The following is a 12,505-nucleotide window of genomic DNA, read 5'->3' as shown; positions in this document are numbered from 1 at the left end:
TGGGCGACGTCATCGTCGCCGCCTACCGCGACGCCAAGGGCCGCGCCGACGAGGCCGCGGCCCAGGCGCTCGGGCCGCTCGCGGGCGGCGGCGGCATCCCCGGTCTCGGCGGCCCCGACGGCGCCCCCGGCCCGCTCGGATTCTGAGAACCTCCCCAGACTCCCGCCCCACGGGGCCCGGGGTGACCCCGCTGTCCGTGGGGAGCCCTAGGGTGAGCGCGTGTACGAAGGCGTGGTCCAGGACCTGATCGACGAGCTCGGCCGGCTGCCGGGCGTGGGTCCCAAGAGCGCCCAGCGCATCGCGTTCCACCTGCTCCAGGCCGACCCGGCCGACGTGCGCCGTCTCTCCGACGTGCTCGTCGAGGTCAAGGCCAAGGTGCGGTTCTGCGCGACCTGCTTCAACGTCAGCGAGGCCGAGCAGTGCCGCATCTGCGCCGACCCGCGGCGCGACCCCACGACGCTGTGCGTCGTGGAGGAGTACAAGGACGTCGTCGCCATCGAGCGCACCCGTGAGTTCAAGGGCCGCTACCACGTGCTGGGTGGTGCGATCTCCCCGATCGACGGCATCGGGCCCGACCAGCTCCGTGTCCGCGAGCTGGTCGCCCGGCTCTCCGACGACCAGATCGGCGAGATCATCCTCGCCACCGACCCCAACCTCGAGGGCGAAGCCACCGCGACCTACCTCACCCGCCAGCTGCGCCCCCTGGGGCTCCGCGTCACCCGGCTGGCGAGTGGGCTCCCGGTGGGTGGTGACCTCGAGTACGCCGACGAGGTGACCCTCGGACGAGCATTCGTAGGAAGGCAGGCCGCCCCGTGACCACCCCCCAGATCGACCCCGACCAGACGTCGACCGTCGACGGCGACACCGAGGACTTCGCCCAGCAGATCTCGGACTCCGTGTCGAGCTTCCTGCTGGCGCTGCGCGAGATCGCCCGCGAGGCCGACGGGAGCCGCGCGATCTCGCTGCTGCTCCTCGAGATCAGTCAGGTCCTCCTCGCCGGAGCCCGGCTCGGCGTCCAGCAGGACTTCACCCCGCGCCTCGAGTACCAGCCCGACGTCGGCCCCGAGGCCGACGTCGACGACATGCGGCTGCGCCTCGCCGACATGCTCGGCAACGTCGACACCTACGCCTTCGTCTTCGACCCCTACGTGCCCGAGGTCGTGGCCAGCCAGCTCTCCGACGACCTCACCAGCATCGCCCTCGACCTGGAGAACGGGCTGCGCCACTTCCGCCTCGGTGACGTGGCCGAGGCGCTGTGGTGGTGGCAGTACTCCTACGTCAACAACTGGGGCAACCTCGCCGGCGCCGCGCTCAACGCCCTGCTTTCGGTCGTCGCCCACGACCGGCTCGACGTCGACAACGACGGCGAGCTCGAGCAGATCGAGGCCGCCGAGGCCGCTTTGGACAACAAGGGGTCCTGACCCCGCACGTCCGTAGAATGAAGCACCGGAACCCTTCCCCGATCCAGGAGTGAGCCCGGTGGGCATTGTCGTGCAGAAGTACGGCGGGTCGTCCGTCGCGGACCCTGCCGCGATCAAGCGAGTCGCGCGTCGCATCGTCCAGGCCAAGAAGGCCGGCAACGACGTCGTCGTCGCCGTCTCGGCGATGGGCGACACGACCGACGAGCTGCTCGACAAGGCGCGGGCCGTCAGCCCGCTGCCGCCGGCGCGCGAGCTCGACATGTTGCTCACCGCGGGCGAGCGGATCTCGATGGCGCTCGTCGCGATGGCGATCTCCGACCTCGGCTTCAGCGCCCGCTCGTTCACCGGCTCCCAGGCCGGCGTCATCACCGACTCGGTGCACGGCAAGGCCAAGATCATCGACGTCACGCCCGGCCGCATCCAGGAGGCCATCGCCGACGGCCACATCGTGATCGTCGCCGGGTTCCAGGGCGTCTCGCAGGACACCAAGGAGATCACCACCCTCGGCCGCGGCGGCACCGACACCACCGCCGTCGCCCTGGCCGCCGCGCTCAAGGCCGACGTCTGCGAGATCTACACCGACGTCGACGGCGTCTTCACCGCAGACCCGCGGATCGTCCCGGCGGCCCGCAAGCTCGACACCGTCACCTACGAGGAGATGCTCGAGCTCGCCGCGTGCGGCGCCAAGATCCTCCACCTGCGGTGCGTCGAGTACGCCCGCCGCTACGACATCCCGATCCACGTCCGCTCGTCGTTCAGCCAGCTCACCGGCACCCTCGTGCGGGGCTCCATCGACGACCTGACCCACCAGCCCCAGGAGGGCAGCAGCATGGAAGCAGCGATCATCGCGGGCGTCGCCCACGACCGCAGCGAGGCCAAGATCACCGTCGTCGGGGTGCCCGACAAGGTCGGCGAGGCCGCGCGCATCTTCACGGCCCTGGCCGAGGCGCAGATCAACCTCGACATGATCGTGCAGAACGTCTCCGCGGCGGCGACCAACCTCACCGACATCTCCTTCACGCTGCCCCGCACCGACGGGCAGACCGCGATGACCGCGCTGGCCGGCCTGCAGGCGACGATCGGCTTCGAGTCGCTGCTCTACGACGACAAGATCGGCAAGGTCTCGCTGATCGGTGCCGGCATGCGCTCCCACCCGGGCGTCACCGCCAAGTTCTTCTCCGCCATCGCCGACGCCGGGGTCAACCTCGGCATGATCTCGACCTCCGAGATCCGGATCTCCGTGGTCGTCGACGAGGCCGACGTCGACGCCGCCGTCGCGGCCACCCACACGGCCTTCGACCTCGACGCCACCGAGGTCGAGGCGGTCGTCTACGGCGGGAGCGGTCGATGACCAGCATCGGCATCGTCGGCGCCACCGGACAGGTGGGTGTCGCCATGCGCCAGATCCTCGAGCAGCGAGCCTTCCCCGCCGACGAGGTCCGCTTCTTCGCCTCGGCCCGCTCGGCCGGCACCGTGCTGCCCTTCGCCGGCGGCGAGGTCGTCGTCGAGGACGCCGCCACCGCCGACCCGGCCGGGCTCGACATCGCCCTCTTCTCCGCCGGGGCGACCACCTCTCGCGCCCTGGCCCCGCTCTACGCCGAGGCCGGCGTGGTCGTGGTCGACAACTCGTCGGCCTTCCGGCGCGACCCCGAGATCCCGCTCGTCGTCTCCGAGGTCAACCCCCACGACATCGAGCTGGCCACCCGCGACGGCGGCCGGCGCATCATCGCCAACCCCAACTGCACCACGATGGCCGCGATGCCGGTCCTCAAGCCGCTGCACGACGAGGCCGGACTCCTGCGCCTCGTGGTGTCGACCTACCAGGCCGTCTCCGGCTCGGGTGTCGCCGGCGTCGAGGAGCTCGCCAGCCAGGTCGAGGCCGCCGGCGAGAAGGCCCGCGAGCTCGCCTACGACGGTGCGGCCGTGGCGTTCCCCGAGCCCCAGAAGTACGTCCGCCCGATCGCCTTCAACGTGCTGCCCATGGCCGGCTCGATCGTCGACGACGGACTCTTCGAGACCGACGAGGAGCAGAAGCTCCGCCACGAGTCGCGCAAGATCCTCGGCATCCCCGAGCTGCGCGTCTCGGGCATCTGCGTCCGCGTCCCGGTCTTCACCGGCCACTCGCTCGCGATCAACGCCGAGTTCGCGCGGGCGCTGACCGTCGAGCGGGCCCGCGAGCTGCTCGGCAGCGCCCCCGGCGTCGAGCTCAGCGACGTCCCGACGCCCCTCCAGGCCGCCGGGCAGGACCCGTCCTACGTGGGCCGCATCCGCCAGGACGAGGGCGTCGACGGCCAGCGCGGCCTCGCGCTGTTCGTCTCCGGCGACAACCTCCGCAAGGGCGCCGCCCTCAACACCGTCCAGATCGCCGAGCTCCTGCTGCACTAATCGGTCCCGGCTCGGTGGCGCGGTGCCGCGTCCCGCACCTGAAGACCCGTCAGTCGGTGTCGACGTAGGTCGTGGTGACCCACCACGACGCCAGGTAGGTGACCGCGCTGATCGCCGGGATGACGAGCACCATCGACCAGTGGTCGAGCACGTCGACCAGGAACAGCAGGCAGATCACGCTGGTCAGCCCCGTGGCCAGGAAGCTGGTCGACCCCGGGTCGGGGATCGCGAAGAACGACAGCAGGAAGCCGCCCACGACGACGGTCAGCACGAAGATCACCACGAGGGCGGCCATGCCGGGGCCGGTGCCGCACGACGACGTCCCGCGGACCGCCTCGCAGCCCTGGAAGCCCAGCCAGGTGAACCCGACCAGCGCCAGGCCCGCCACGACCCCCGTGAGGGCCGCCGCGGGGCGGCCGGGGAGCAGGGGGACGCTGCGGTCGCGCGGCACGCGCGGGGGCCTGGCCGGCTTGGACCCGGCCCGCTCAGCGGGGTCGGCGCGATCGGCGGGGCCGGTGGGGTCGGTGGGGTGGTCGACGGCGGGGTCGACCACGTCGACGCCACCCCCTGTGTCGCCCGCCGCGGCCGAGCGGGTACGTCGGACGCGCCGGGGGCGGCGTACGACCGGTGCGGCCATGGGGGTCGCCAGCACGGCGGTGTCGTCGACGTCGGTCTCGACGGGGTCGGGTGCAGGATCAGCCGCGACCGCCGGGACGACCTCGGTGGTGGCGACCCCGGCGTCCTCGAACACCGGAGTCTCGGTGGGCTCGTCGGCCGGCTCCGCGGCCGGGGGTGGAGCCTCGGCCGCGGGTGCGGGGGAGGACTTCGACCGGCGCCGGCCGAAGAGCTGGGGGGCCGCGAGGCTGGGGCGCTCGCTGTCGTCGTCGACCATGGCGTCAGTTTCGCACGCCGGGTGCGCGATCCGGGCCAGCGACGAGACGCAGCGACCCCGGCCGGAGGACCGGCCAGGGTCGTCGTGCGATCTGTGAAGAGTCGGGCTGACAGGATTTGAACCTGCGGCCTCTTCGTCCCGAACGAAGCGCGCTACCAAGCTGCGCCACAGCCCGAACGTGCGCCGACCGGAGTCGGCTCACAAGCATCGGAGCATACCCGAGCGCGACCGGGCGGCCCCAATCGGTATCGGTCCCGGGGGTCTCCCGGATCAGCGCGCGACCAGGGTCAGCAGCGTGGCCTCGGGGCGGCAGGCGACCCGCAGCCGGACATAGGGGTTGGTGCCGAGCCCGGCCGAGACGTGCAGCCACGCCGAGGCCGGCTCGCCGGGCCGCGAGTCGGCCGGGTGCCGGTGCAGGCCACGTGCCCGCGCCGGCTCGAGGTCGCAGTTGGTGGTGAGCGCGCGGCCGCCCGGCAGGCAGACCTGGCCGCCGTGGGTGTGGCCGGCGAGGACGGCGTCGTAGCCGTCGGCGGCGTACTGGTCGAGCACCCGGAGGTAGGGCGCGTGGGCGACCCCCAGCCGGACGTCGGCGGTGGCGTCGGCCGGGCCGGCGACCTCGTCGAGCCGGTCGTAGGACAGGTGTGGGTCGTCGACGCCCGCGAACGCCAGGGTCAGGTCGCCGACGGTGACGGTGTCGCGGCGGTTGGTCAGGTCGCGCCACCCCGCGTCGGTGAAGCGACGCGAGAGCTCCGGCCACGGCAGCTGGGTGCTGTCGGTGTGGCGGCGGCCGTCGTCGGGGAGCAGGTAGCGCAGCGGGTTGCGCATCGTCGGCTCGAAGTAGTCGTTGGAGCCGTGCACGAAGACGCCCGGCACGTCGAGCAGGGGCCCGAACGCGTCGCAGACGACCGGTACGGCGTCGCGGTGGGAGAGGTTGTCGCCGGTGTCGACGACGAGGTCGGGCTCGAGCGCGGCCAGGCTGCGCACCCACTCCTGCTTGCGGTGCTGGCCCGGGGTCATGTGCAGGTCGCTGACGTGGAGCACGCGCAGCGGACGCGCGCCGGACGGCAGGACGGGCACCTCGACGCGCCGCAGCGTGTAGGACCGGGCCTCGCAGGCGGCGTACGCCGTCAGGCCGGCGCCGGCGAGTGCGCCGGCCCCGAGGAGGCGGCTGGCAAACCCGGTCGGAGACACGTGGCCAGGCTGCCACAATGACGGGCATGGCCACCCTCAAGGAGCAGCTCCGCACCGACCTCACCACCGCGATCAAGGCGCGCGACACCTTGAGCTCCTCGACCCTGCGGATGGTGCTGACCTCGATCACCAACGCCGAGGTGGCCGGCAAGGAGGCCCGCGAGCTCAGCGACGAGGAGGTCGTGGGGGTGCTGTCGAGCGAGGCCAAGCGCCGTCGTGAGGCCGCCGTGGCCTTCGACGAGGGCGGCCGGGCCGAGAGCGCCGAGAAGGAGCGCGCCGAGGCCGGCGTGATCGCCCACTACCTGCCCGAGCAGCTCACCGCCGACGAGATCCAGCAGCTCGTCACCGCCGCCGTCGAGCAGACCGGCGCCGCCGGCGAGGGCATGCGCGCGATGGGCAAGGTGATGGGCGTCGTCCAGCCCCAGGTCAAGGGCCGTGCCGACGGTGGCGCCGTCGCCGCGGAGGTACGCCGCCAGCTCGGCTAGGGGCCGCCCGGACCAGCGACCGGGCCAGTGACCCGACTAGCGGCCGCGGCCGCCGCGACCCCGCCCACGGCCGCCACCGTTGTTGTTGTTGCTGCTCGGCGGGCGGGGGACGAAGACGGTCTCCTGGCCGAAGCCCTCGACGTCGGCGGGCTCGAAGTCGATCGGGTCGAGGTTGTCGTCGATGACCTTCATCGCGTCGCCCCACATCGGCGCCGCGAGCCCGGAGCCTGAGGCGCTCACGGTCGAGCCGTTGATCGTGAGCCCGTCGAGACCGATCGGCGTGCCGAACTCGTTGGCGCCGGCGATCATCGCCGCCGTGGCGAGCTGCGGGGTGTAGCCGACGAACCACACCGACGGCGAGACGCCCGAGCCGCCGGTGGTGCCGGTCTTGCCGGCCGCCGGGACCTCGAGCGCCTGGGCGCTGGCGAAGCCGCCCTCGATGACGCCGCGGAGGATGTCGTTGACCGCGTCGGCCGTCGACGTCGACATGACCTTGCTGCAGCGGGCGTTGAACTTCTTGAGCAGGTTGCCGTTGGCGTCCTCGATCGAGGTGATCGGGCGCGACTCGCAGTGGACACCGCGGCCGGCGAACGTCGCGTAGGCCTCGGCCATCTCGAGCGGGCTCACGTCGGCCACGCCGAGGGTGAAGAAGGGGACGCGCTCCGCGGAGACGCCGGGGCAGTCGCCCTCGCCGGGGCAGGTGAGGCGCACACCCATCGAGCGGGCCAGGGCGTAGGGGTCGCAGATGCCGGTCGTCTTCTCGAGGTTGAGGAAGAACGTGTTGATCGAGTTGCGCGTGCCGGTGTAGAGGTTCTCGACGCCGCCGGACGACACGGAGTTGGCGATCGGGAACTCGCCGAAGCCGTAGGGGCCGTCACAGTTCTCGTAGTCGCTCTCCTCCATCTCGACGGGCCCGTTGGGCGAGGGGAGGGTCTCGTCGAGCGCGGTGCCGTTCTCGATGGCCTGGGCGAGGACGAAGGCCTTGAACGTCGAGCCCGCCTGGAAGCCGTTGGAGTCGCCGTACTGCGAGGGCACGACGTAGTTGAGGTAGGTCTGGCCAAGTCGCTTCTTGTCGCCCATCGGGCGGGACTGGGCGATCGCCTTGACGTCGCCGGTGCCGGGCTCGACCATCGCGAGCGCGCCGATGGCCTGGTCGGTCGGCCGCACGTTGCCGGCGACGGCCTCGTCGGCCGCCTTCTGGTCGGACAGGTCGATCGTGGTGCGGATGGTGAGCCCGCCGGAGCGGATGAGCCGGTCGCGCTCGGCCTTGTTGCGGCCGAGGGACTTCTGGGTGAGGAGGTACTCGATCGCGTAGTTGCAGAAGAAGGGGGCGCGGCTGCTGACGCAGCCGTTGGCCGGGCGGGAGGGGCGGAGCTTGAGGCGGCGGGCCTTGACGGCGTCGGCCTTGTCCTGGCTGATGACGTTGAGCTCGGCCATCCGGTCGAGGACGACGTCGCGGCGCGCGATGGCGAGCTCGCGAGCACGGGTCGGGTCGAACGCCGACGGGTTCTGCACCAGGCCCGCGAGGATGGCGGACTGGTTGAGGTTGAGGTTGCGCGCGTTGACGTTGAAGTAGCGCTTGGCCGCGGCCTGGATGCCGTAGGCCCCGGCGCCGAAGTAGACGGTGTTGAGGTAGCGCTCGAGGATCCAGTCCTTGGAGTACTTCTTCTCCAGGGCGATCGCGTAGCGCAGCTCCTTGAGCTTGCGCGCGTAGGTGTCGTCGGTGACCGCTTCCTCCTCCTCGTCGGTCTTGGCCGCGTTGAGGAGGGTCTGCTTGACGAGCTGCTGGGTGATCGACGAGCCACCCTGGACGACGCCGCCCGAGCCGACGTTGCTCACGAGGGCGCGCAGCGTGCCCTTGACGTCGAGCGCGCCGTGCTCGTAGAAGCGGTAGTCCTCGATCGAGACCAGCGCCTGCACCATCGTGCGCGAGATCTGGTCGAGCGAGACGTTGATGCGGTTCTGGTCGAAGACCGTGGCGAGGACGCTGCCGTCGCTGGCCAGGATCGTGGTCTTCTGCGGCAGCGACTCGGTCTCGAGCTCGAGCGGCAGGTCGTCGGTGGTGTCGGCGGTGCTGCGGGCCGCGAAGCCCAGCAGGCCGGCGAACGGGATCGCCAGACCCGAGACCACGACGCCCAGCACGACCGACACGACGAGCATCACCGTGAAGTGGGAGAGGACGGTCGTGGGGCGGGGACGCTCTGACCTGGGCCTGGACACGGCGCCCAATGTACGTCAGGGTGCTGCACCCCGCGAGTTCGCGAGCCGCTACCCCAGCGAGGGTGTAGTCATGCCGGACTAGTCATTTAGGACTAGGCAAGTTGGGTCGGATGAGGCCTGTTGAGAATCGTCTGAGTTCTTTACCTTTAACCCAAGAGCTGGGACAAGGGTCGGGCGTCATGGGGATGCCGGCCTCTCTTACAAGATGTGGGGACATCATCATGTGGGTTGAAGACTGGGCGCCTCGCGCTGCCTGCAAGGCGGAGCAGCCGGACAAGCTGTTCGTTCGTGGCGCAGAGCAGAACAAGGCCAAGACGCTGTGCGCGGGTTGCCCCGTGCGCACCGAGTGCCTCGCCGAGGCGCTGGACAACCAGATCGAGTGGGGCGTCTGGGGTGGCATGACCGAGCGCGAGCGCCGGGCCCTGCTGCGCCGTCGGCCCAACGCCTCCTGGCGCTCGGTCCTCGAGACCGCCCGCAAGGACGCCCGCGAAGCAGTGTCCGTCTGACGCCGTGCCCGCCGTGAGCGGGCACGTCGTCGTCGCTCACTGACCCGACAGCAGCTCGCCGACCCGGCGCAGGCCGTCGAGGTCGTGCACGTCGGAGGCGAGCGCCGGTACGACGGCGGTCGCCACCTGCGGGTGCGCCGCCGCGAACCGGTCGCGCAGCCGCGTCTCGCGCTCGACCAGGCGCACCTGGTCGGCGTGCAGCCGCAGCAGCCCGGCCGTGGTCGACGTGGGCTCGTCGCGCCGCAGCCGCGCGGCGGCCGTCATCGCCTCGTCGGCGCTGAGCGTCCCGGCCGGTGACCTGCCGGCGCGGTTGACGACCAGGCCCGCGAGCGGCATCCGGTCGTCGCTGAGCCGCTCGACGAAGTACGCCGCCTCGCGCAGCGCGTCCGGCTCGGGCGCCGCCACGACGACGAACGCGGTGCCGTCGGCCTGGAGGAGCGCGTAGGTCTTCATGGCCCGCGCCCTGAACCCGCCGAAGACCGTGTCGATCGCGGCCACGAACGTCTGCAGGTCGCGCAGCACCTGGGCACCGAGGATCTTGGTCATCGCGCTGGTGATCAGGCCGAACCCGGCGCCGATCAGCTTGGCCGGTCCTCGGGCCGGGGCGAGCATCAGCCGGATGAACCGCCCGTCGAGAAAGCTCGAGAGCCGCTCCGGGGCGTCGAGGAAGTCGAGCGCCGAGCGCGACGGCGGGGTGTCGACGACGATCAGGTCGTAGCGGCCGTCGCCGCCCGCCGCCACCGAGTCGGCGTGGATCTGGCCGAGCTTCTCCATCGCCATGTACTCCTGCGTGCCGGCGAACGAGCTCGACAGGGCGATGTAGAAGGGGTTCTCAAGGATCTGCTTGGCCTTCTCGGGGCTGGCCTGGCTCTCGACCACCTCGTCGAAGGTGCGCTTCATGTCGAGCATCATCGCGTCGAGGTGACCGCCCGCCTCGCCGTCGACGTCGGTCACCGGACGCGGGGTGTTGTCGAGCGCCTCGATGCCCATCGCCTGCGCCAGCCGACGCGCGGGGTCGATGGTCAGCACCACCACCTTGCGCCCGCGCTCGGCGGCGCGCAGCGCGAGGGCGGCGGACGTCGTGGTCTTGCCTACCCCGCCGGAGCCGCAGCACACGATGATGCCGACGCCGCGGTCGTCGAGCAGCGCGTCGACGTCGAGGGCCGGAGCGGCGGTGCCGGTCGGGCCGGTCGGGCCGACCCGGGCGGGCTGGTTCATCACGCCTCCCACACGCCGAGTCGGCGCAGAGTCGAAGTCGGACCGGGTCGAGTCGGCGCAGGGAGTGAGCGCGAGCGCCGACTCGGCGTGCTCATGCGAGTCCCTGCTCTCTCAGGAGGGCGGCGAGCTCGTAGAGGGCACCGAGGTCGACACCCTGGGGGAGACGCGGCAGCTCGTAGGTCGGTACGTCGAGCGCGCCGACCAGCGCGCGCTGGGAGGTCTCGAGGGCGCGGCGCTCGGCGTGCTCGCGTCCCTCGGAGACCAGGCTCTCGACCAGTGCCGGGTCCGCCTCGACGCCGGCCTCCTTGAGATCGGCGGCGACGTCGGCGGGGTCGGCACCGGTGAGCTGCTCGGGGGTGAGGTCCTTCGAGCGGACCAGGTTGACGACGACCCCGCCGACCGGCAGGTCGACCGCGCGGAGCTCGGCGATCCCGTCGGAGGTCTCCTGCACGGGCATCTCCTCGAGCACCGTGACCAGGTGGACGGCCGTCCGCGGCGAGCGGAAGAGGGTCATCATCGTGTCGGCCTGCGACTTGACCGGGCCGACCTTGGCGAGACCCGCCAGCTCGTTGCTCACGTTGAGGAACTGCACGATCCGGCCGGTGGGCGGCGCGTCGAGCACGACGGCGTCGTAGTCGATGGCGCCCTTGTTGCGGCTGTTGCGCTGCACGGCCTCGAAGACCTTGCCGGTCAGCAGCACGTCGCGGACGCCGGGGGCGATGGTCGTGGCGAACTCGATGACGCCGAAGCGGTCGAGCGCCCGGCCGGCGCGGCCGAGCTTGTAGTAGAGGGCGAGGTACTCCAGCAGCGCCGACTCGGGGTCGACGTGCAGGGCGTGGACGACGCCGGGCCGGCCGTCGGGTCCGGGGAGCCCGGTGGTGAGGCGGCGCTCCTCGAACGGCAGGGGGTCGACGTCGAACATCCGGGCGATGCCCTGGCGGCCCTCGACCTCGCAGAGGAGGACGTTCTTGCCCCGGGTGGCCAACGCCAGCGCGAGCGCCGCCGCGACCGTCGACTTGCCGGTGCCGCCCTTGCCGGTGACGACGTGCAGGCGCACCTTCGGCCAGTCGGTCATGCGCTCGACCCTAGTGGGGTCGCGGCGCTCAACCGGGTGGGTCCCGACCGCAGCCGAGCGGGGCGACCGGCCGGGACTACCCTGCCGGGCATGGACAAAACGGTTGAGTCGGCCGCGGAGGCCGTCGCCGACATCGCGTCGGGCTCGACGATCGCGGTCGGGGGGTTCGGGCTCAGCGGCATCCCGTCGGTGCTGATCGGGGCGTTGCTCGACCACGGTGCCGACGAGATCGAGGCGGTCTCCAACAACGCCGGGGTCGACGACTGGGGTCTCGGGCTGCTCCTCAAGGCGGGCCGCCTGCGGCGGATGGTGGCGTCCTACGTCGGGGAGAACAAGGAGTTCGCCCGGCAGTACCTCTCCGGCGAGCTCGAGGTCGAGCTCACCCCGCAGGGCACGCTCGCCGAGCGCATGCGCGCGGGGGGCAGTGGCATTGCGGCGTTCTACACCGTGACCGGCGGCGGCACCCAGGTCGCGGACGGTGGGCTGCCGTGGCGCTACGACGCCGAGGGCAACGTGGTGCTGGCCTCGCCGCCCAAGGACACGCGGACCTTCGAGACCGCCGACGGGCCCAAGGAGTTCGTGCTGGAGGAGGCGATCGTGGCCGACTTCGGGCTGGTGCGGGCCTGGAAGGGCGACCGGCACGGCACCCTCGTCTATCGCCGGTCCGCGCGCAACTTCAACCCGCTCGCCGCGATGTGCGGGCGTACGACGATCGCGGAGGTCGAGCACCTGGTGGAGCCCGGTGAGCTCGACCCCGACCACGTGCACACCCCCGGGGTGTTCGTGCAGCGGGTGGTCGAGCTGACGCCGGAGCAGGCGGCCGACAAGCGGATCGAGAAGAGGACGGTGCGGAGCCGATGAGCTGGACGCGCGAGGAGATGGCCGCCCGGGCGGCCTCGGAGCTGAGCGACGGGTCCTACGTCAACCTCGGCATCGGGTTGCCGACGCTGGTGCCCAACTACGTGCCCGACGACGTCGAGCTGGTGCTGCTGTCCGAGAACGGGGTGCGGGGCACCGGTGCCTACCCGTTCGAGGGCGACGAGGACGCCGACCTGATCAACGCCGGCAAGGAGACCGTCACGCTGCGGCCGGGGGCGTCGTTCTTCGACTCG

The 12,505-nt window shown here is 71.7% G+C and carries 13 protein-coding genes and 1 tRNA gene; 8 read left to right on the top strand and 6 right to left on the bottom strand.

All coding sequences use genetic code 11. The annotated features are described in order from the left end of the window. Window positions 1–219 precede the first annotated feature (219 nt). The 4 genes from recR to Q7T52_RS00165 are packed head-to-tail and all read left to right on the top strand — an operon-like array spanning window position 220 to window position 3,806. Window positions 220–816, top strand: a complete 597-nt coding sequence (gene recR / locus Q7T52_RS00180) for a recombination mediator RecR (RefSeq protein WP_304798266.1) — start codon at window positions 220–222, stop codon at window positions 814–816. Beyond that, window positions 813–1,421: a DUF5063 domain-containing protein gene (locus Q7T52_RS00175; RefSeq protein WP_304798263.1), complete on the top strand. Its 609-nt coding sequence runs from the start codon at window positions 813–815 to the stop codon at window positions 1,419–1,421. The genes recR and Q7T52_RS00175 overlap by 4 nt, the downstream gene beginning before the upstream one ends. 58 nt (window positions 1,422–1,479) lie before the next feature. Next, entirely contained in the window at window positions 1,480–2,772 is a 1,293-nt protein-coding gene (locus Q7T52_RS00170; RefSeq protein ID WP_304798260.1) for an aspartate kinase, read from the top strand. Then, entirely contained in the window at window positions 2,769–3,806 is a 1,038-nt protein-coding gene (locus Q7T52_RS00165; RefSeq protein WP_304798257.1) for an aspartate-semialdehyde dehydrogenase, read from the top strand. Before Q7T52_RS00170 ends, Q7T52_RS00165 begins: the two co-directional genes overlap by 4 nt. Before the next feature lie 49 nt (window positions 3,807–3,855). On the opposite strand, the gene Q7T52_RS00160 is transcribed toward Q7T52_RS00165, so the two are convergent. The 3 genes from Q7T52_RS00160 to Q7T52_RS00150 form a co-directional block, all read right to left on the bottom strand. Next, entirely contained in the window at window positions 3,856–4,698 is an 843-nt protein-coding gene (locus tag Q7T52_RS00160) for a hypothetical protein (RefSeq protein WP_304798254.1), read from the bottom strand. Window positions 4,699–4,799: 101 nt separating this feature from the next. Beyond that, window positions 4,800–4,873, bottom strand: a tRNA-Pro gene (locus tag Q7T52_RS00155). 95 nt (window positions 4,874–4,968) lie between these two features. After that, window positions 4,969–5,889 (bottom strand): metallophosphoesterase, encoded by a 921-nt coding sequence (locus Q7T52_RS00150; RefSeq protein WP_304798252.1) that lies wholly within the window; start codon window positions 5,887–5,889, stop codon window positions 4,969–4,971. Between the two features lie 26 nt (window positions 5,890–5,915). Here Q7T52_RS00150 and Q7T52_RS00145 point away from each other — a divergent pair, with 26 nt between their 5' ends. After that, complete coding sequence (locus Q7T52_RS00145) at window positions 5,916–6,374, top strand: GatB/YqeY domain-containing protein (RefSeq protein WP_304798249.1); 459 nt, start codon at window positions 5,916–5,918, stop codon at window positions 6,372–6,374. A 36-nt stretch (window positions 6,375–6,410) separates the two neighbouring features. On the opposite strand, the gene Q7T52_RS00140 is transcribed toward Q7T52_RS00145, so the two are convergent. Beyond that, window positions 6,411–8,594: a transglycosylase domain-containing protein gene (locus Q7T52_RS00140; RefSeq protein WP_304798246.1), complete on the bottom strand. Its 2,184-nt coding sequence runs from the start codon at window positions 8,592–8,594 to the stop codon at window positions 6,411–6,413. A gap of 218 nt (window positions 8,595–8,812) precedes the next feature. On the opposite strand from Q7T52_RS00140, the gene Q7T52_RS00135 reads away from it, so the two are divergent. Further along, window positions 8,813–9,100 (top strand): WhiB family transcriptional regulator, encoded by a 288-nt coding sequence (locus Q7T52_RS00135; protein ID WP_370692270.1) that lies wholly within the window; start codon window positions 8,813–8,815, stop codon window positions 9,098–9,100. Between the two features lie 36 nt (window positions 9,101–9,136). On the opposite strand, the gene Q7T52_RS00130 is transcribed toward Q7T52_RS00135, so the two are convergent. Together Q7T52_RS00130 and Q7T52_RS00125 are read right to left on the bottom strand one after the other, a co-directional pair. After that, window positions 9,137–10,318, bottom strand: a complete 1,182-nt coding sequence (locus Q7T52_RS00130; protein ID WP_304798243.1) for an ArsA family ATPase — start codon at window positions 10,316–10,318, stop codon at window positions 9,137–9,139. Window positions 10,319–10,409: 91 nt separating this feature from the next. Beyond that, window positions 10,410–11,393: an ArsA-related P-loop ATPase gene (locus Q7T52_RS00125; protein WP_304798241.1), complete on the bottom strand. Its 984-nt coding sequence runs from the start codon at window positions 11,391–11,393 to the stop codon at window positions 10,410–10,412. Window positions 11,394–11,483: 90 nt separating this feature from the next. Here Q7T52_RS00125 and Q7T52_RS00120 point away from each other — a divergent pair, with 90 nt between their 5' ends. After that, window positions 11,484–12,254, top strand: coding sequence for a CoA transferase subunit A (locus Q7T52_RS00120; RefSeq protein WP_304798237.1), 771 nt, complete (start codon window positions 11,484–11,486; stop codon window positions 12,252–12,254). After that, window positions 12,251–12,505 (top strand): CoA-transferase (locus tag Q7T52_RS00115; protein WP_304798235.1); only part of this gene is annotated, 255 nt, incomplete at its 3' end. The genes Q7T52_RS00120 and Q7T52_RS00115, both read left to right, overlap by 4 nt.

The sequence above is a fragment of the Nocardioides sp. genome (assembly GCF_030655615.1).
Lineage (GTDB): Bacteria > Actinomycetota > Actinomycetes > Propionibacteriales > Nocardioidaceae > Nocardioides.
Note: the sequence above shows the minus strand (reverse complement) of the source record. Positions and strands in the feature narration are given on the sequence as shown.